The following is a 20,161-nucleotide window of genomic DNA, read 5'->3' as shown; positions in this document are numbered from 1 at the left end:
TTATGAACTCAGTAAAGCAAACAACAGTCGCATTGGCATTAGGTGCAGTAGTATTAACCGCTGGCGTATCAACGTCTGTAGAGGCAAATCCATTTGGTTTTGAGCAAATGAATTCAGGTTACCAGTTAGATGGCGGCGATAAAAAAGCTAAAGAAGGCAAGTGTGGTGAAGGTAAATGCGGCGGCGATATGAAAAAAGCTGCAGGTAAAGCCGCTGAAGGTAAATGTGGTGAAGGTAAGTGCGGTGAAGGTAAGTGCGGCGGTGATATGAAAAATGCTGCAGGTAAAGCCGCAGAAGGCAAATGTGGTGAAGGTAAGTGTGGCGGCGATATGAAAAAAGCTGCAGGTAAAGCCGCAGAAGGTAAATGTGGTGAAGGCAAATGCGGCGGCGATATGAAAAAAGCGGCTGAAGGTAAAGCCAAAGAAGGCAAATGTGGCGAAGGTAAATGTGGTGGTGCTAAATAATCAACTAGATTATTAGCATGTTGATTAAGTGGCTTATATTGTTTTAAAAGCTTTCATGCCAGTTAAATCTACGCCAAAATAAGGCCTGTTATGCAGGCCTTTTTAGTCGATAACTTTCATTCATTTTAGTGATTAATAGCGTGTTTGAGGTGATTTATGGCAAAACAAGCAACCGTAGGACTAGGTTTACGCCGAGAGATGCTTGAAGAGTTTTGTCAGCATGTACCTGATGAAATAAACTTTTTCGAAGTGGCGCCTGAAAACTGGATGACCCTAGGCGGTAAGTTTGGTAAGCAGTTTAGGCAACTTACAGAGCAACATGAATTTTTTTGCCATGGTTTATCTTTATCTATCGGCAGCCCACATGCGTTAGATACTGAGTTCGTTAAGCAAGTAAAACGCTTTTTAGATAGCCATCAAATCAATATCTACTCTGAGCACTTAAGTTATTGCTCTGGTAGCGGCCACATGTATGACTTAATGCCGATCCCCTTTACCGAAGAAGCGGTAACTTATGTTGCAAAGCGTATTAACCAAGTTGAAGATATTTTAGAGCGGCCGTTTATTTTAGAAAATGTGTCTTTCTACGCTGCGCCTGGCGCGAAAATGACTGAGCAGCAATTTGTTAATGCTGTGCTGGATGAGGCAGATTGTAAACTGCTGCTTGATGTTAATAATATTTATGTAAACTCAATAAACCATCAATATGATGCCGCTGAATTTCTCAGCTCAATGCCGACCAAGCGGATTGAATATATGCATATCGCGGGTCATTATGAAGAATCATCCCAGTTAATGGTCGATACCCACGGCGCTGATGTGATTGATCCTGTTTGGCAATTATTGCAACAGAGTTATCAGCAACATGGGGTGTTTCCGACATTATTAGAGCGTGACTTTAATATCCCCAAAACCGCTGAATTACTGCAAGAGATCAATCAAATTCATCGCTATCAACAAGCCGCAAAAGCGATCAAAAGGAGTGCTTAATGGATTTTATTAACACTCAACAAGCCTTTATGGATTATATTCGCGATCCCAGCAAGCCACTGCCACAAGGCATGACATTTGAGCGAATGAATGTTTACCGTGAGCTATTTTTCAATAACATCAATGGCTTTGTGTCAGGCGCGTTTCCGGTACTGAAAAGTCTTTATACTGATGATGCATGGACCAAACTCATTCAACAGTTTTTTGTAAGTTTTGACTGTAAAACCCCCATATTTATTGAAATATCCCAAGAGTTTATCTGTTTTTTGCAAACTCAATATCAGCCTGCGGATTACGACCCTGCCTTTATGTTGGAGCTAGCACATTACGAATGGCTAGAGTTATATATTGCCACTGTTTTCGATGATGTTAATGAGCAGCCAATTGCCAAAGACTTGATTACCGAGCTACCGCTAAAGCTGTCAGTGACCGCCACTGTGGCGCAATATCAATATGATGTGCAACACATCAGTGTCGATTACCAACCCACAGAGCCCAGTGAGCAGGGGCAAAGCTTTTGTGTTTATCGCGATGAACATGATGAAGTTAACTTTTTAAAGTTAAACCCATTAACAGCCCAAGTGTTAGCCTATATTGCTCAAGCCGAGCAATGTTACTTTAATGATGTATTGACATGGCTTAGCGAGACCTACCCACAGATGACGCCGGAAACCTTATCTAATGGCTGCTTGCAAATGTTGCAACAATTGGCCGACAAAAGGGTTATCTGTTCGTTAACACAGGCTTAAACAGTGGATAAAACTCCTACTTAATTTGTGGTTTATATTAAAAGTCTTTTTACATACAATAGCGCAATTTTTGTGATCCAGTTCACGCTGCTGTAAGGCGGCCAACATTACTGTTAGGAAGTAAAAACTATGAGTCAGCCGTTTAAAGACCCATTTAACATTATGTATTTTATTGGTTTTATTCTTGTTTTATTGTTACCAACGCTACCAGCGTCTCTATCTGCCTTGCGACTTGCAGGCTTAATTTAACAGCCAATCTCAGTTATTATACCGCTCAGTTAAGTCATAGAGTCGGTTATCCAAAAACCATTCTATTGAATGGTTTTTTTTGATTTGGGCTTGGAGTCATATGGCGTTAAAACGAGGCTTGTTCCTCATTACTGGTTTAACGAGCTTAACGCTTGGCACCATTGGTATTGTGGTGCCCTTATTACCAACAGTGCCTTTTATCTTGCTGGCTGCTTATTGTTTTGCCCGCTCAAGTACGCGCATGCATCACTGGTTGATGACTCATCCTTGGTTTGCTCAAGGGTTAAATGATTGGCAAGATAAACGAGCAATCAACAAACGGCTGAAGAAAAAAGCCATGATAATGACCACCTTAAGCTTTGTTGTGAGCATTTTAATTGTGCCATTAGTTTGGGTGAAAGTGATGCTCGCTTGCATGTTATGTTGCCTACTGGTTTATCTGTGGCAGATCCCAGAGTTAGATTAAAAGTTACCTTTAATTTGCTCGTTAGTTGCAACTATCTTAAAACATGCTTAGTATCACTGCCATTGAGTGATATGCCAGAAACTATATTTTCAATTTCAAGCTAATGATATTGAAAATGATGGCTATTAAAACATTCCTTTTACAATAGATTATCTAATATGACTATGAACTCAGAACGTTTAGCGCTTATCAAAAACAGTATTAAAGCTATTCCTGATTACCCAATCCCAGGCATTATGTTTCGCGATGTCACCAGCCTTTTAGAAGACTCTGAAGCTTATAAAGCCACTATCGCTTTATTTGTAGAGCATTATAAAGATCAAGGTTTCACTAAAGTTGTCGGTACTGAAGCGCGTGGATTTTTATTCGGTGCGCCATTAGCATTAGAGCTTGGTATTGGTTTTGTACCCGTACGTAAGCCGGGAAAATTGCCGAGAAAGACGATTGCGCAAACATACGATCTTGAATACGGTAAAGACACCTTAGAAATTCACGTAGATGCGATCACCCCTGAAGATAAAGTATTGGTCGTTGATGACTTACTTGCTACAGGCGGCACCATTGAAGCAACGGTAAAATTAATTCGTGAATTAGGCGGCGAAGTTAAGCACGCTGCATTTGTTATTTCTCTGCCAGATATCGGCGGCGAAAAACGCCTTGAAGGTTTAGGGGTTGAGTTATTGACCTTATGTGAGTTTGAAGGCGAATAGCCAAGCACGCATAATATGTTAGTGGCTTTGTTGAGCTTAACTCAATAAAGCCTGATTTTTGCTCTGCATCGATTGAATCTTCAGCAAATTATCCAGCCTTTTAGAGTAGCAATAGCCTGTGATTGATGAGCATGCTATTGTTATTTTTATTTTCGGGTACAATTAATTACCATTGGTATTATTTAGATCATCCCGTTTCATTAAAGCTTGGGGAATTCCATGTCTTATCAGGTGTTAGCCCGTAAATGGCGCCCTGCCAAATTTGAAGAAATGGTAGGGCAGTCACATGTTCTACTGGCACTTACAAATGCACTCACACAGCAACGATTACATCATGCGTATTTATTTACTGGCACTCGAGGTGTGGGTAAAACCAGTTTAGCGCGCCTATTTGCTAAGGGGCTTAACTGTGAGCAAGGGGTCACTTCGACACCTTGTGGCGTGTGTTCAAGTTGTGTTGAAATTGCCCAAGGCAGGTTTGTTGATCTTATTGAAGTGGATGCGGCCTCAAGAACTAAGGTCGATGATACCCGTGAGCTACTTGATAACGTGCAATATAAGCCTTCAAGAGGCCGTTACAAAGTCTACTTAATCGATGAAGTGCATATGCTGTCTCGAAGTAGTTTTAATGCCTTACTGAAAACCCTTGAAGAGCCGCCTGAGCATGTGAAATTTCTACTGGCCACCACAGATCCGCAAAAATTGCCGGTGACTGTGTTGTCTCGCTGTTTACAATTTAATTTAAAAAGTCTGTCTCAAGATGAAATTACTAAGCAGCTAGATTTTATCTTAACTCAAGAGCAATTAACCTTTGAGCCCCAAGCATTAACACTATTGGCAAAAGCGGCTAACGGCAGTATGCGTGATGCCCTGAGCTTAACCGATCAAGCGATTGCCTTTGGTAGCGGCCAAGTGATGCACCAACAGGTGCAAACCATGCTTGGCAGTATTGATGCCCAGCAAGTCTTAGTGCTGCTAAAAGCCTTATGTGATGCCGATATTGCTAACTTAATGCAAACTATTCAGCAAGTGCTGAGTTTTGGCGCAGATGCCGATGAGGTGCTGCGCAGTTTATTGGAATTACTCCACCAAATTACCTTAACGCAGTTTGCGCCAGCCGCGGCGCAGCAGTCGTTATACAGCGAACAAATTTTAGCCTTTGCTCAGCAATTAACCCTTGAGCAAGTGCAGCTTTACTATCAGTTATTGTTAACGGGTCGCAAAGAATTAGGCTTTGCTCCTGATCCTAAATCAGGTCTTGAAATGGCGTTACTTAGAGCCGTGGCATTTGTACCTGAAAAGCCCGTTAAACGTTGGCACACCGATGAGCCAGTAACGATTTCATTGACGCCAGACCCCGTGACCCCAGAAACGGTTAAATCGGCGCCGGTTAGCTCGAAGGCTGACACTGCTACAAATAATGCAGGCGCTTCAGTTGCAGACAATGAAGCAATAACGGCTACTAAGCCAGCCCAAGTAAGCAATACTGCAGTTGATAGCAGTTCTGTGTCTGCGGCAATAACGCTGCCACAAACTGCAAGTATCGCAGCTGAGGACGATAATCTAAATGCTGCTCCCGAGATAGCCGCAGAGCAAGCTATTATCCTTAGTCAAGCTGACAGTTTAGGTTTCAATCAGCAAGCAGCGACTGAAACGCAAGCAGTTGACTCAGGCGTTATTGCAGCGCCAGCAGTTAAAGCCGCTGCAGTAGAAACACCTAGAGTAGAAACGCCAGCAATTGAAACTCAGCCTGTCACATCAACAACATCGTCAAATGAGATGCCCATTGATGCCTACGAGCAGTTTGCTCAGGCAAGTGACGAATCTTATGCTGAATTTGATAACGACGATCACAATCAATATCAGCAGGCAGAAGCAAGTACTCCGCAAGCTAATGTTCAGCAAACTAGTGCCGCGCAAGCTAAGCTTGAGCAAACAACCGTTGATACTACAGAAGCTGACTTAAGCGACATGGATGCTTTACTTGATGCTGTGCTCGCTACCAATGATTCATTAAAGGCGGAATTAAATTCGCTAGCCGAAGAAGGTGAACAAGCAAAAAAGCAACAGGCGGTAGCCAATCCAAGTATTAAAATTCCTGCACCCAAAGCGAAAATGCAGTCGATTGAAAATACCGCCACAGTTGATGCTACTATTGATGTAACCACGCAAGTAAACACAAGTGCAGCAAATGATGCAGCAGATAGACCGCCATGGGAAAAGCCCACTGAATTACCTGCAGCTTCAGTTTTAACTGCAATAGCAACAACTGAGCCTGAGGTGAGCCATAGTGCAGCAACTAACATGGCAGTTGACAATGCACAAACTACTATCGCCGCCGTTGAAGTGCCAACAAGCGCTGTTAATGAGGAGCCGGGAAGTCGTCAGCATGCACACACTGCCATAGCGTCAGCTGAGAATAATGCCCCAGTGGCTGAGACAGCAGTCGCTCACGTATCGACTGAAGTGGCATTAAACGGTCACCATGAAATCTCAGGTGATAGCCTAGATTTGCACTGGTACAAAATTATGTCGCAGTTAAGCATAGGCGGCAGGGTAAGACAGCTCGCCGTTAACTCGGTATGCCAACGACTGGACAATCCGATCCCGTTATTACTTAAACCGGATCAAAAACATTTATCCGCCGAAGTGGCGATTGAGCAATTACAAATTGCCTTATCGGAGCTTTTGGGCGAAGACACAAAGGTGCAAATTCAGGTTGGGCTTGATCCACAACATGAAACCCCACTTGAATTGCGTAAAAGATTTCATCGAGAGTTATTAGCTAATGCAAATTACGCTTTAATTAACGATGACAAAGTACAATGGATGTTTACTCGTTTAGCGGCTCAGCTAAATCCAGATACTTTAGTGTATCCGGTTGAAAAGCTACAGGCGATAGGGCAACAAATTCCAGCATTGACTGTTCAATAAAACAGCTAAAGCGTTATAGGCGTCAAAACTTTGATAGCAATAGCCGCGGATTTATTGCCAATTTATTTTTTTTCAGTAAGATTAGCCCCACTTTGGCTGCTTGCTAATAACCTAATTAAGAGAAAAGACTATGTTTGGAAAAGGCGGTATGGGCAACTTAATGAAACAAGCCCAAATGATGCAAGACAAAATGGCTAAAATGCAGGAAGAAATCGCACGCACTGAAATGACCGGTGAAGCGGGTGCAGGTTTAGTTAAAGTGACCATGACGGGTTCACACAACATTCGTAAAGTTGACATCGACCCTAGTTTGATGGAAGACGACAAAGAAATGTTGGAAGATCTTATTGCTGCAGCATTCAATGACGCAGCACGTCGCATCGAAGAAAACCAAAAGACTAAGATGGCTGAAGTCACTGGCGGTATGCAATTACCTCCAGGAATGAAAATGCCATTCTAAATCTTAAAGGTTTTAAGATTCAAAAGCCCAAGTTTATCTTGGGCTTTTTTGATCGCGTTTCGTTCAGATTAAATTTTCTGCTAAATTGTACCGCCATGTCAGAGTCTTATAAGGATATATGATGCTAACCAAGGTCGGTGAAACCGTTATAAAGTCGAAACACTTAGCCAGTTGTCATTGCGGCGCGGTTGTATTATCACTTTCATTACCCAATGGCATTGAAAAGCCAAGACGCTGTGACTGCTCAATTTGTCGCAGAAAAGGCGCCATTGTGGGCTCGGTAGAATTAGCTGGCATTCAAATCGTAAAAGGCGCGGATGCTCTCAAGTTATATCAATTTAATACCCACACTGCTAAGCACTACTTTTGTCGCCATTGCGGTATTTATACCCACCATCAACGTCGCTCTAATCCTACAGAATATGGCTATAACATTGGCTGCTTAGAAGGTGTTAATCCTTTTGATATTGATGATGTTGTGCTTAACGATGGTATAAATCACCCCGCAGACAGCTAAGCGATAAAAGCATTAATTTGTTAACCCAAGGTTAAAAATATTTGACATGGTTGATTGTTAGCCTAAACTAAAAGCATGTCAAAAATAGTTAACACCAAGTGAGGTTTAATTAACATGAGTAATGTAAATAAATTACTGCAATGGCTGCAAGAAACGAGCTTTCGAGAAGTCACTTTATCCGTGGATTTACTGGTAACGGGCTATATTTTCTATTTTTATGGCAGCAGCTTATTTCATGCTAGCCCTGAAGAATTAGCTTCAATACAGTGGGTTTCAGGTATCTTTTTAGAAATTATAATTTATTCAGTAGTGCTAATGGTGGTGAGCTACATTGCTCTGGCATTAATCACAGACGATGAACTGTCACAACCTATGGATGTACGCGAAAAACAAATTAATCTCATTGGCTATAAGTATTCAGCGATTATTTTGAATGTAGGCGTGATACTGGCCATAGTGCAATACAGTGTTGAAGCCAATGACCTTGGTCTATCACAATTGGGCTTTGCTCATGCGCCGCTGCATATTTTAGTGGTGTCTTTTTTGTGTGCTGAGCTGGCATTTTATGGGGTGCAGCTATACAAGGGGCGTACAGGTGATATTTATGAGTAAACCGGCGATTTCTAACGCTATCCGCACCTTGCGTTTTTTAAATGGTGAAATGACACAAAAGCAGCTTGCTGAATTAATAGGTGTCACTAGGCAAACCGTGATGGCCATTGAGTCTAATAAGTATTCACCCACTCTTGAAGTGGCTTTTAAAATTGCTGAAGTGTTTGAACTGCCGCTAGATCAGGTATTCAGTTATCACCCCGAAAGTGATACTAAGTCCTAGCACTAATAGTTAGCAAGCTAGCTAGCCTTGGCAACAGTTAATACTGACAAAGAAACGCTAACCGAACTGACGAGTTCTGTGTTGTGAGTAGCATTAGCAATAACATCATTCTTTTGTCGCAATCATAATTACAGTACCATACGCACATTGATGCTGATTGAATGGTTTATTAACTTAAATCAGCACGCTTAATTAATAAAATAAGGCAATGAAGTATTTATGAAATTTAGTCCACTGGTTGATGAGCTTATCGAATCTTTGCGCTGCTTACCGGGTGTCGGACCAAAATCAGCCCAACGCATGGCGTTTCAATTATTAGAGCGTAACCGCAAACAGGGCCATAAATTAGCCAGTGCGTTAGAACGTTCAATGAGTGAAGTGGGGCATTGCCAAGCCTGCCGTACCTTTACTGAAGAGCAGCTATGTCCGATCTGTAGTAGCCCTAAACGGGGTAATTCAGAAGTAATTTGTGTGGTTGAAACCCCAGCTGATGTGTTAGCCATTGAAGCGGGTGGCCATTTTAGCGGCCGCTATTTTGTGTTACTTGGGCATTTATCACCCCTTGATGGTGTGGGCCCTGAAGAGCTTGGCTTAGCGTTATTAGAGCAACACCTTGCATCAGATGATGTCACAGAGTTGATTTTAGCAACCAACCCCACAGTAGAAGGTGATGCCACGGCGCATTTTATTGCTGATATGGCCCGTAGACATAATGTAGTGATCAGCCGAATCGCCCACGGAGTCCCTGTTGGTGGTGAGCTTGAGTATGTTGATAGCACCACGTTAGCGTTGTCATTCAATGGTCGTATTCCGCTGTAGTTGCGAACTGTAGTTATAAATGATAGTTACGAACTATAGTTGTGAATTTGTGTCTTATTTTAAAGCCCAGCTTATGAGTGAGTAAGCTGGGCTTTTTGTTTCCAATATTAGCCGTTATTAGCTCAAATCGATTGCTAATCGCCAGTTATTTCGCCAGTTCATGGTTTTTTTTCAGCAATAAAATAATTTCCCCTTGAATTCTATTTATCGCGCCCCATTTCCTAGGTAACAAAGATTTTTATACCGTGTTGGATACAACATGGTTGATGTATTAACGTAAACAAGGGAAATTTTCATGTCTCAACAAGAAACGCATGGCTTTCAAACCGAAGTAAAACAGCTTCTACATCTGATGATCCATTCTTTATATTCAAATAAAGAAATTTTCTTACGTGAACTAGTCTCAAATGCTGCGGATGCGGCAGATAAGCTACGTTACTTAGCATTAACTGATAACGCATTATATGAAAGCGATACTGAACTGCGTGTTCGTATTAGTACCGATCAAGAAAAAGGCACTGTTACTATTGAAGATAACGGTATCGGTATGACACGTGATGGTGTGATTGAACATTTAGGTACGATTGCAAAATCAGGTACTGCAGACTTCTTTAAAAACTTATCAGGTGAAGAGTCAAAAGATTCGCAGCTTATCGGTCAATTTGGTGTAGGTTTTTATTCTGCCTTTATCGTTGCTGATAAAGTCACTGTACGTACCCGTGCAGCAGGTGCAGCAGTTGATCAAGCGGTTCTGTGGGAGTCAGCAGGTGAAGGTGACTTTACCGTTGATACCATCACTAAAAATAGCCGCGGTACTGAAATTACCCTTCATTTACGTGATGAAGAAAAAGAATTCGCTGATGATACTCGTTTGCGCTCAATCATTACTAAGTACTCTGATCATATCTCAGTACCAGTAGAAATGTTTGAAGCTGGCCTACCAGAAACAGATGGCGAAGATGGCGAGAAAATCCCTGCTACTGAAGGCGAGTGGAAGCCAATGAACAAAGCCACTGCGCTTTGGACTCGTAGCAAATCAGATATATCAGATGAAGAATATCAAGAGTTCTACAAGCATATTTCTCACGACTATGCTGATGCAGCAACGTGGTCTCACAACCGTGTTGAAGGTAAGCAAGAATATACCAGCTTATTATATATCCCAACTAAAGCCCCTTGGGATATGTTTAACCGCGACGTTAAGCATGGTCTAAAACTATTCGTTCAACGTGTATTTGTACTAGATGATGCTGAACAGTTTATGCCAACTTATTTACGTTTTGTTAAAGGCTTAATCGATTCAAATGATTTGCCACTCAACGTATCGCGTGAAATCTTACAAGATAACAGCGTAACTAAAGCATTGCGCACTGGTGTGACTAAGCGCGTTCTTGGCATGCTAGAAAAAATGGCTAAAAACGATGCTGAAAAGTATCAAGCTTTCTGGGCTGAATTTGGTCAAGTATTAAAAGAAGGCCCAGCTGAAGATTTCGCTAACCGTGAGCGTATTTCTGGTTTACTGCGTTTTGCTTCAACCCATAACAATTCACCAGTGACAGATGTGTCATTAGATGATTACATCAGTCGCATGAAAGAAGGCCAAGATAAGATTTACTATATCGTGGCTGATAGCTATGAAGCGGCAGCTAACAGCCCGCATTTAGAGCTACTGCGCAAGAAAGACATTGAAGTTCTATTAATGTCAGAGCGCATCGATGAATGGCTAATTAACCACTTAACTGAATTTAAAGACAAGAAACTGCACTCAGTAACGCGTGGTGATTTAGAGCTAGGTGAACTTGAAGATGCTGCTGAAAAAGAAGCTCAAGAAAAGTTAGCTGGCGAAGCTGAATCATTAGTATCACGTATTAAAACAGCGCTAGAAGGTAAAGTATCAGATGTTAAAGTGACTTCTCGCTTAACGGATACCCCTGCATGTGTGGTTGCCGGTGAAGGTGAAATGTCATCGCAAATGATTAAGCTTATGCAATCAGCAGGTCAGCCTGTACCTGAGTCTAAGCCGACATTTGAAATTAACCCACAGCACCCGCTGGTTGAGCGTCTAAATGACGAGCAAGATGAGCTAGCATTTGCTAACTGGGCAGATTTGTTATTACAACAAGCCCAGCTTTCAGAAAAGGGCAGCTTAGCGGATCCATCGGCATTCATTAAGTTAACCAACCAAATGCTAGTGGCGAGCTTAAAATAGTCATTAGTATTGCAATAAAGCGGGCTTAGGCCCGCTTTTTGTTAGCTATCACGAAATAGTTAAAAGGAATCAATATGGAACATATTATTAATTTAACTAAAGAAAATATTCAGCAAATTGTTGATGCTTCGATGGATAACTTTGTGGTGATGTCTTTTTGGGCACAACAGCAACCGCAAAGTGTACAAATGCTACAAGTGATGGAACAGATTGCCAATGAGCAAGCTGGGCGCTTTATCCTTGCGAAAGTGAATTGTGAAGCTGAGTTAGAAATTGCTAATTACTTCCAAATTCAGAGCTTACCTACCCACCTAGTGCTGAGTAAAGGTCAGCCGGTTGATGGTTTCGCTGGGGTGCAAAGTGCAGCGCAAGTGAATGAATTACTTGATAAGCATCTTCCTGCGTTATGGGTAACAGATTTTAATGCTGCAAAAGCGATTTTGGTTGAAGCAGGCATTGAAAAGCCAAGCGACGAAAAACTTGAACAAGCCTTAGCATTACTGAAAAGTGCCTTTGCTGAATCTCAGCAACAAGCAGAAGTGGCCTTAGTGCTTATCGATGTTTATTTACAATTGGGCATACTGGCTGAAGCTAAGACCTTATTAGATACGATAGGGCTTGCAGATCAAGACAGTTACTATCAGAACTTAAAAGCCAAGTTAGCCCTAGCAGAAGACGCTGCAGATACCCCTGAAATTCGTCAGTTACAACAATCATTACAACAGCAGCCTGGTAATATTGAACTGACTATCGATTTGGCCAAAGCATTGAATCAAGCTAATCGTGGCGAAGAGGCACTTGAGTGTTTATTTGCCATTTTAGAGAAAGATTTATCCGCTGCGGATGGAAAAGTTAAACAAGTGTTTATGGAAATATTGACAGCACTAGGGCAAGGCAACGCCATAGCCAGTCAGTATCGCCGCCGTTTATACAGTTTACTGTATTAAACACGGAAAATTTTCGTATTAGATATTGGTCTAAATCTTGAGGTTTTACCTTCTAAAGACCGTCTAAATGTGCGAAAATCGCCGCCTAAAAATATGAAAGCAATATAGAGGACTTTTGAGATGCGCATTATACTATTGGGTGCCCCTGGTGCCGGTAAAGGTACACAAGCTCAGTTCATTATGGAGCAGTACGGTATCCCACAAATCTCAACTGGTGATATGCTGCGTGCAGCAATTAAAGCTGGCACTCCGTTAGGATTAGAAGCTAAATCAGTGATGGATGCGGGCCAGTTAGTATCAGATGACCTAATTATTGGTTTAGTTAAAGAACGTATTGCCCAAGATGATTGTGCAAAGGGTTTCTTACTTGATGGTTTCCCTCGTACTATTCCTCAAGCAGACGCTATGGTTGCTAATGGAATTGAAATCGATCACGTGATAGAAATTGATGTGCCTGACGAAGAAATCGTTAAGCGTATGAGTGGTCGTCGTGTTCACTCAGGCTCTGGCCGTGTTTATCACATTATCTTCAACCAACCTAAAGTTGAAGGTAAAGATGACGTCACTGGTGAAGACTTATCTATCCGTCCAGATGATGAAGAATCAACTGTACGTAAGCGTCTTGGTATTTATCATGAGCAAACTAAGCCGCTAGTAGAATACTATGGTAAAGTCGCAGCTGCTGGTAACACTCAATACACTAAGTATGATGGTACTCAAACTGTTGCCGCTGTTAGCGCGCAAGTAAAGCAGTTGTTAGGTTAATACCTACAAAGTAGTATTTTTATACTGTTGAATTATAAAAAAAACCTGCATTGCAGGTTTTTTTATGTCATAAATAAAATCATCGTCACAAAAACTGAGAATGATTGACATCTATCTTGGTGTTGATTGTATTTGTGTTAAAATTAGCGTTTGGTAATAAGAACGTTTCTATTAAAGCGTTACTGTTTTCAAAAGCTGTGAATAACCCATAATCCTTATTGCATGGATGCCTACTCAAGAGAGTTTAAGATGAAGTTCCCTGGTCAACGCAAATCTAAGCACTATTTCCCAGTAAACAACCGAGACCCATTATTGGCTCAGTTAACCCAGCAAGAGCAGTCTGTATCTACCTATATTTGCGGTATTGACCAAACTCTTGTGGATATTGAAGCAAAAGTCGAAGATGAGCTACTGGGCCGTTACGGGCTTCCAAAAGGCAACTCAACTCTTATTGATGATCAGCAAGCTCACGAACTTTATAATGAACTAAAAAACAATGAGATGATCAGCGATGAATTTGCTGGTGGCACCATTGGTAATACCGTTCATAACTACTCAATTTTAGCTGATGACCGTTCGGTATTATTTGGCGTTATGAGCCAGAATATCATGGTCGGTAGTTATGCCTATCGCTACCTTTGTAATACCTCCTCTAAAGTGGACTTAAACTACCTGCAGCCAGTAGATGGCCCTATCGGTCGTTGTTTTACTTTGATCTCTGCTGAAGGTGAACGTACCTTTGCGATTAGCAAAGGTGCAATGGATAAGCTAACCCCAGAATATATTAATAAAGACGTGGTTCAAGGTAGTTCAGCGCTAGTTTTAACTGCGTATTTAATGCGTGCCAGCGAAGGTGATTTAATCACTGAAGCGGCAATGAAAGCGATTGAATATGCTAAAGAAGCCGATGTGCCAGTGGTATTGACCTTAGGTACCCGCTTCTTAATTCAAGAAGACCCTAAATGGTGGCAAGATTTCATTTGCGATAATGTAACAATTTTGGCGATGAATGAAGACGAAGGCGAGGCCTTAACGGGGTTCAGCGATCCGCTATTAGCCAGCGAAGCGGCCTTAGAGTGGTGTGATATGGTGTTGTGTACTGCAGGACCGTTAGGTTTATATACAGCAGGCTATACTGAAGACTCTGAAAAAAGAGCCACAGCCCATTTATTATTACCGGGCGCAATTCCTGAATTTAACCGTTACGAATTCTCGCGTCCTAAACGTAAATCAGACTGTACTACACCGATTAAAGTGTATGCTCATATCTCGCCTTATATGGGTGGACCAGATTATATCCGCAATACAAACGGTGCCGGAGATGGAGCGTTATCAGCATTACTGCATGACTTAGCAGCTAATACTTTCCATAAAACCAATGTACCGGGTTCAAGTAAGCATCAGCGTGATGGCCTGTGTTATTCATCTTTCTCGCAAGTGTGTAAATATGCTAACCGCGTCGCTTATGAAGTATTAGCCCAGCATAGCCCAAGATTATCTCGTGGTTTACCTGAGCGTGAAGATAGTTTAGAAGAGTCATACTGGGAAAGATAACCAGACAGGTTTTCCGTTTATATAATCAGTGACTAAATCAAGGGCAATCACCAAGTGGTGATTGCCCTTTTTGTTTGCATCAAGATAAACAAGTACTTGGTAGACGCTGAAAAATTCAGTAGGATGTTGAATATGCAGAAACATACCTCATTTTAAGTAATTCTGGTTTTAAAAATACATTGGAGAGCATTGTGAAGGGACAAATCTTAAGAGAAATGAAAGTACTTAAGGCGATTGAACCTGCTTATGAAGTCGAGCGCCGCGTAGCATTTCTTAAAACCAAATTGGTCGAGGCTCACAGCCATTGTTTGGTATTAGGGATTAGTGGTGGCGTTGACTCATCTGTAACCGGCAGATTATGCCAGTTAGCGGTAGACAGCTTAAATGCTGACAATCCACAGCAGGCTTACCAATTCATTGCGGTGCGTTTACCATATCAAGTACAAAAAGATGAAGATGAAGCTCAGCTTGCATGTCAATTTATTCAACCCTCAAAGCAGGTAACAGTGAATATTGCTGATGGGGTTATTGGTGTGCATAACGCAACGGTTTCAGGACTTGAGGATGCCGGTATTCAAGTCGCTAATAATGATAATGTTGATTTCATTAAAGGTAACGTCAAAGCCCGTATGCGAATGATTGCTCAATATCATATTGCAGGCCTAACTGGCGGCTTAGTCATTGGCACCGATCATAGTGCAGAAAATATTACCGGTTTTTATACTAAATTTGGTGACGGCGCCTGTGACTTAGCACCCTTGTTTGGTCTTAATAAGCGTCAAGTTCGCCAATTAGCCAGTTACCTTGGAGCGCCAGATATATTAGTGACCAAAGCGCCAACGGCAGATTTAGAAGACGATAAACCGCAATTAGAAGATGAGGTGGCATTAGGGCTAAGCTATGATCAAATCGATGATTTCTTAGAAGGCAAAGAGGTTGATAGCTTTGTTGAAGATAAACTTATTGCGATTTACCAGCGCACCCAACATAAGCGTCAACCTATCCCGACGATTTATGACTAATTTAACTTCCCACTAGCTTAGAGCAAGGATTGTTTAAGTGAGCTTAAATAGCGCCTTAGCTGCTCAATTAACACATTGGGAAACTGGCGGTAATCTAAATATGGCGTGATGAGTATCTGCTCATGCGCCATTATTTTTTGGCTTTCATCTATGGCGGTTAACGCAGATATAAACGATTGATCGCTTATATTAGCGAATGCAGCTTGGCCACAAATGATATGAATATGGCTATTCACACTAAGCTTAGTAGCATTAATGATAATGTTACATTGACTAAAATCTACCCGCTTTAAATCATCAGTAGCTTGCGGATTAAATAATTGGTTGCGGCAATCTCGCCATGTATCTGGCGCTTTATCAGTAACAGCAATCTTGGCCATGATAGTAAATATTTTTCGCCAATGATTGCCATTATCGTTAATGATTTGCTCGATAGCATTTGTATTTTGCCAATGCCATGCTTTGGAGACTTTAGGTGGCGTTGGCAAATAGAATGTGATTTCAGCTTTTTCAGAGCCTAATAAAATAGCTTTTGAGCTAAGCTCGGCGTTTGGCTTAGTCGCGTTATTTGTGATAACAGCAGGCTTTGTATGAATGCTTGGCTGAGTTGATTTCATTATGGGTTTGCTACTCAATATTTTCGGCCTGATGGCATATTATTATTTGTAAATTCAGACTCTTTTTAGACTATCATTAAAACTATACGGACAAAAATTAATTCCATAGGGCTGGCGAATGAAAGCAATAGTAATCGGTTCGACTAAACATCTGTTATTTTTTGCTATTTATGGTTTTATTGCCAGTTTACTGCTTTTTATCGCCGCCGTGGTGTGGTTTTTAACGGCTCGCTCTGAATTAGAGATTTGGCATACAACACGCTTGAAAAGTGAGTATCATCAACAGTCTGGCTTAACAGACTTTTCCCAGTATCTTGCTCTTGAAGACAAGCTATTTAATGAGTTAGACCGAAAAATATACCAACAATATACTCCTAAGCTGGCTTCACCTATTAATCGTTACGAAGCCAATAGCTTATCAGATCCAAATCATTGGGATGTAAACTGGAATCGCTCTTTTGAGTGGTCAAACCCCGATGCCAATTATGGCATTTTATTTCTCCATGGTATGTCAGACTCCCCTTATGCGATTTCAAACCTAGCGCGACATTTTAGCGCTTCAGCCGATGTTTTAGGACTACGTTTACCAGGGCACGGCACTATTCCTGCTGGCTTAGCAGATATCACTTGGCCAGATTTAGCCAGCGCAGTAGCATTAGCGACTCAGCACATGAAGCAAAAATTGGCCGGTAAACCGTTATATGTCGTGGGCTTTTCTACCGGTGCAGCACTGGCATTAAACCTTCAACTAGAAGCAATTGCTGTTAATAACCCTACAGATTATCAAGCAATGATGTTTCTTTCGCCAGCTATAGGGTTAGCGCCCATTGCAGCAGGCGCAAAGTGGCAAGCGAGGTTAGGGCGTTTAATTAATCAAGAAAAACTGTTTTGGAATACCATTGAGGTTGAATACGACCCTTTCAAATATATCTCATTTGCAGTGAATGCCGGTGACGTTGTTTATCAACTGGCTGAAAGAAATCAATATTTAATAAAACAATTTGATCAGCAGCAATTAGCCAATATTCCTCCTATTTTAACCTTCCAGTCAATTGCAGATGATACCGTTTCTACTAACGCGGTGGTCGAGCATTTGTATCAATATTTACCCTCAGATAAGCATAGCTTAGTGATATTTGATATCAATCGTAACCGTAATAATCATCAATTGATCACTAAAAACTTGTTAAACGAAATGGGGCCACTTTGGCTCAACATGCCCATGAACTACCGTTTAAGTTTAATTGAAAATAGCCAGCAATCTGAGTATGGCGTGCAAGAGCAAAACTTGGTTGAGAGCGAAGAGGGAGCAGCAGTAGACTTAGCACTGAAATGGCCAGCTGGGGTGTATTCATTATCGCATGTTGCCTTGCCTTTTCCTGAAAATGACCCCTTATACGGACCACATTATCAGCCTCAAAGTCAGCATATTCAGATAGGGCAGGCAATCTTTAAAGGTGAGCGGGGATTGTTTGGGATCCCCGCCGCAGAGATGTTAAGACAGAAATGGAATCCATTTTATCCGTATATGTTAGATAGATTGGAGCAGTTTATTGAGCCGTGATTATCGCGGTAGCTAAACTCGTCACTAGCTTAGCGATTATGGTTTTGATATGAAACGTTAGTGGGCTACTCTGGGTCACTTGGATCATTAATCACATCAATAATGACTTTATTTCGCCCTTGCTCTTTTGCTTTGTATAGGTTGTCATCTGCAACTTTTATCCAGTGATCAATGTCTTTAGAAAAGTTGGCGTTAGCCGTTATCGCGCCAATACTGGTGGTGACTGAAAAGTGCTGTTCATCCGTTGGCGAGTTAATTATTACTTTGGCTAACTGTTCTCTAAAATGATTGAGATGCTGCTCAATTTTAAGGGCATTAGATAAAGGCAATATCAAAATAAACTCTTCACCACCATAGCGAGAAACGATATCGGTATCGCGTTTAAATTGCTGTTTTAATAGTTTAGATACGACTCTTAAGCATTCGTCCCCAGCCAAATGACCGTAGCTATCATTGACCTGTTTAAAGTAATCTAAGTCAAGGATAGCAATGGTAATGGCATGCTCACCTCGCAGACAAAAATCCAGCAAGCTATCAAATCTATCTTCTGCATAACGGCGATTATAAAGCCCCGTTAGTGGATCTTTATCCACTAATGCCAATAACTTTTGATTGGCTTTTTCAAGCTCATCGGTGCGAATCGCGACAGTTTCTTCTAGCTCCAGTTGGTGCTTAAGTAAGTCACGTTTACTGGCGGTGAGGCTCTTGTACAGGTTATATACTTCCTCTGATGTACTTTCATTATCAATTTGTTCTTTTAATTCAGTACCACTGATTTGTCCGAATTGATTAGCCACAATTTCTAATGAGTTAGTGAGTAAACGACACACTCTGGAGGAGATTAAAAAGGTCAAAATGATGGAGATGAATAGCATCAAGTAGGTGCCTAGCATTTGTGTTTCGGCGGTTTTAACTAACGGAGACAGTGGCTGTAATACATACAACTTCCAACCATTGTTTAGTCGATTACTGATGTACACGTATTCAGGTGATGTGGCGGTTAAGTTGTGAATATTGATCACATTTAAACTGGTGCGGTAATTTCCTTTTTCATTTGAATAGGTAAATTCTACGTGAGTGCTTAAGTTTAGAGAAGGGGTGGAATAAATGATGTTGTTATTGTTATCAACGATGATAATAAACTCTTTATCCCCTGTTCCATTTTGATTATCTATCTTAGAAAAGAACGCTAAATCCAGCGAGCCTTCAATAATTCCACTGACCTTTGATTGATCATTATTGTGATAAAAAGGGGCACTGATGGCGATAATTGATTCGTCACCAAAGCCGCGGCCTTTAAACACAGGCGAAACAAACAAGCGCTGATTATAAAAAGACTCAATAAAGTAGTCTCTATCTGAAATTGATAAATCCAGAGGTTGCCCTGTTTTATTGAGCATAATACTGCTGGGGCTTGCGGCAATCACTTGAGCATCAGTGTCTGCCAGCAGCATAGTAATAAAACTAGGATAATGCTGATGCAGTTTGATTAAAACTTGTTTTAATTCACTGTAGGATGACGTCGTTAAGCTGATTAAATCTGCTGCATAATCAATGACCATTTTATGTTCATTAAGGTATTGCTCGGTTGCCGTACTAATATGTTCGGTGGTGTCAGTTAAATTTCGCTTCAGTAACTCTTGTTGTTTTTCAAGAAACAAATAATTAAAAGTCAGTGCTGATAATAACAAGCAAAGGGTGATCATTAACGTCATAAAGTAGGTGACTTGAGCGTTAAAACTACGACGTTTTTGGTTGGTTTTTGTGTCATTTAACTGCCACGTATTAGGAATAAACAAGATGAACAGTGACGCCAAGCCAGCGTAAATTAAACCGTTGATGCTTTGCTTGATAATGGCGAATAACATGTGGCTATCTGGAAAATCAGCAAGTGTCACCATGTATATATAGGTTAATGGCATACCAAGAGCTAACCAATAAATACCACTGCTATATAAGGGAAACAGGCCTTTTCTGCGAGCAATGCCAATGAATATTGCTTCGGTACAAAATAGTAAATATACATGGGGGCTACCCCAAGTGAGCATTAATCCACTTGCGCTGAGTATGGCGGTGACTAAACCATACCAAGGGCCTAAAAGCACAGCTGAAATAACGGTAAAAGTATTACCTAGCACTAATTGGACATTGGCGAATATTGGAATGGGGTAGCAATTAATTACCATTCCTAATAGGCCAAAACAGAGTGCAATCAGGAGGTTTTTTTTATTTATTATAGGAAACTGCAATCGAATACCATGTGATCGAACTGTTATGTAAAAATTTTATA

19 protein-coding genes are annotated in these 20,161 nt (G+C 41.2%); 17 read left to right on the top strand and 2 right to left on the bottom strand.

All coding sequences use genetic code 11. The features are described from left to right. The first annotated feature begins 2 nt into the window (after nucleotides 1-2). The 16 genes from BCU91_RS19425 (at nucleotide 3) to nadE (ending at nucleotide 15,690) form a co-directional block, all read left to right on the top strand. Nucleotides 3-464 carry a hypothetical protein gene (locus BCU91_RS19425; RefSeq protein WP_102532187.1) on the top strand — a complete coding sequence of 154 codons (462 nt, stop codon included), beginning with the start codon at nucleotides 3-5 and terminating at the stop codon, nucleotides 462-464. Between the two features lie 156 nt (nucleotides 465-620). After that, a complete protein-coding gene (locus tag BCU91_RS19420; RefSeq protein WP_102532186.1) occupies nucleotides 621-1,454 on the top strand; it encodes a DUF692 domain-containing protein in 834 nt (277 codons plus the stop codon). Then, nucleotides 1,454-2,203, top strand: coding sequence for a putative DNA-binding domain-containing protein (locus BCU91_RS19415; protein ID WP_102436340.1), 750 nt, complete (start codon nucleotides 1,454-1,456; stop codon nucleotides 2,201-2,203). Before BCU91_RS19420 ends, BCU91_RS19415 begins: the two co-directional genes overlap by 1 nt. Nucleotides 2,204-2,552: 349 nt before the next feature. Beyond that, complete coding sequence (locus BCU91_RS19405; RefSeq protein ID WP_102436336.1) at nucleotides 2,553-2,918, top strand: YbaN family protein; 366 nt, start codon at nucleotides 2,553-2,555, stop codon at nucleotides 2,916-2,918. A gap of 158 nt (nucleotides 2,919-3,076) precedes the next feature. Then, on the top strand, nucleotides 3,077-3,628 hold the full coding sequence (gene apt / locus BCU91_RS19400; protein ID WP_198589273.1) for an adenine phosphoribosyltransferase: 552 nt from the start codon (nucleotides 3,077-3,079) through the stop codon (nucleotides 3,626-3,628). A gap of 219 nt (nucleotides 3,629-3,847) precedes the next feature. After that, on the top strand, nucleotides 3,848-6,562 hold the full coding sequence (gene dnaX / locus BCU91_RS19395; RefSeq protein ID WP_102532185.1) for a DNA polymerase III subunit gamma/tau: 2,715 nt from the start codon (nucleotides 3,848-3,850) through the stop codon (nucleotides 6,560-6,562). Between the two features lie 130 nt (nucleotides 6,563-6,692). After that, a complete protein-coding gene (locus BCU91_RS19390) occupies nucleotides 6,693-7,022 on the top strand; it encodes a YbaB/EbfC family nucleoid-associated protein (RefSeq protein WP_076542292.1) in 330 nt (109 codons plus the stop codon). Nucleotides 7,023-7,143: 121 nt separating this feature from the next. After that, a complete protein-coding gene (locus BCU91_RS19385; RefSeq protein WP_102436332.1) occupies nucleotides 7,144-7,539 on the top strand; it encodes a GFA family protein in 396 nt (131 codons plus the stop codon). 114 nt (nucleotides 7,540-7,653) lie between these two features. After that, nucleotides 7,654-8,151, top strand: a complete 498-nt coding sequence (locus BCU91_RS19380) for a hypothetical protein (protein ID WP_102532184.1) — start codon at nucleotides 7,654-7,656, stop codon at nucleotides 8,149-8,151. Next, complete coding sequence (locus tag BCU91_RS19375) at nucleotides 8,144-8,374, top strand: helix-turn-helix transcriptional regulator (RefSeq protein ID WP_102436328.1); 231 nt, start codon at nucleotides 8,144-8,146, stop codon at nucleotides 8,372-8,374. The genes BCU91_RS19380 and BCU91_RS19375 overlap by 8 nt, the downstream gene beginning before the upstream one ends. A 219-nt stretch (nucleotides 8,375-8,593) precedes the next feature. Continuing rightward, nucleotides 8,594-9,193 carry a recombination mediator RecR gene (gene recR, locus BCU91_RS19370; protein ID WP_076542258.1) on the top strand — a complete coding sequence of 200 codons (600 nt, stop codon included), beginning with the start codon at nucleotides 8,594-8,596 and terminating at the stop codon, nucleotides 9,191-9,193. A gap of 295 nt (nucleotides 9,194-9,488) precedes the next feature. After that, a complete protein-coding gene (gene htpG / locus BCU91_RS19365) occupies nucleotides 9,489-11,402 on the top strand; it encodes a molecular chaperone HtpG (RefSeq protein WP_102435782.1) in 1,914 nt (637 codons plus the stop codon). 74 nt (nucleotides 11,403-11,476) lie between these two features. Further along, a complete protein-coding gene (locus BCU91_RS19360; RefSeq protein WP_102435780.1) occupies nucleotides 11,477-12,349 on the top strand; it encodes a tetratricopeptide repeat protein in 873 nt (290 codons plus the stop codon). A gap of 120 nt (nucleotides 12,350-12,469) precedes the next feature. Further along, entirely contained in the window at nucleotides 12,470-13,114 is a 645-nt protein-coding gene (gene adk, locus BCU91_RS19355; protein ID WP_076542252.1) for an adenylate kinase, read from the top strand. Nucleotides 13,115-13,363: 249 nt separating this feature from the next. Further along, entirely contained in the window at nucleotides 13,364-14,668 is a 1,305-nt protein-coding gene (locus BCU91_RS19350) for an inosine/guanosine kinase (protein ID WP_102435778.1), read from the top strand. 191 nt (nucleotides 14,669-14,859) lie between these two features. Further along, the gene (gene nadE / locus BCU91_RS19345) at nucleotides 14,860-15,690 is read left to right on the top strand and encodes an ammonia-dependent NAD(+) synthetase (RefSeq protein WP_102435776.1); all 831 of its coding nucleotides are present in this window, start codon (nucleotides 14,860-14,862) and stop codon (nucleotides 15,688-15,690) included. Between the two features lie 17 nt (nucleotides 15,691-15,707). Here the strand turns inward: nadE and BCU91_RS19340 are convergent, their stop codons facing one another. Beyond that, nucleotides 15,708-16,307: a hypothetical protein gene (locus BCU91_RS19340; protein ID WP_241903441.1), complete on the bottom strand. Its 600-nt coding sequence runs from the start codon at nucleotides 16,305-16,307 to the stop codon at nucleotides 15,708-15,710. 118 nt (nucleotides 16,308-16,425) lie between these two features. On the opposite strand from BCU91_RS19340, the gene BCU91_RS19335 reads away from it, so the two are divergent. Next, a complete protein-coding gene (locus BCU91_RS19335; RefSeq protein WP_102476096.1) occupies nucleotides 16,426-17,871 on the top strand; it encodes an alpha/beta fold hydrolase in 1,446 nt (481 codons plus the stop codon). A gap of 65 nt (nucleotides 17,872-17,936) precedes the next feature. Here the strand turns inward: BCU91_RS19335 and BCU91_RS19330 are convergent, their stop codons facing one another. Then, nucleotides 17,937-20,057 carry a diguanylate cyclase gene (locus BCU91_RS19330; RefSeq protein WP_102532183.1) on the bottom strand — a complete coding sequence of 707 codons (2,121 nt, stop codon included), beginning with the start codon at nucleotides 20,055-20,057 and terminating at the stop codon, nucleotides 17,937-17,939. Nucleotides 20,058-20,161 lie beyond the last annotated feature (104 nt).

It is taken from the genome of Shewanella sp. 10N.286.52.B9, assembly GCF_002873635.1.
In the GTDB taxonomy this organism is placed as follows: Bacteria; Pseudomonadota; Gammaproteobacteria; order Enterobacterales; family Shewanellaceae; genus Shewanella.
Note: the sequence above shows the minus strand (reverse complement) of the source record. Positions and strands in the feature narration are given on the sequence as shown.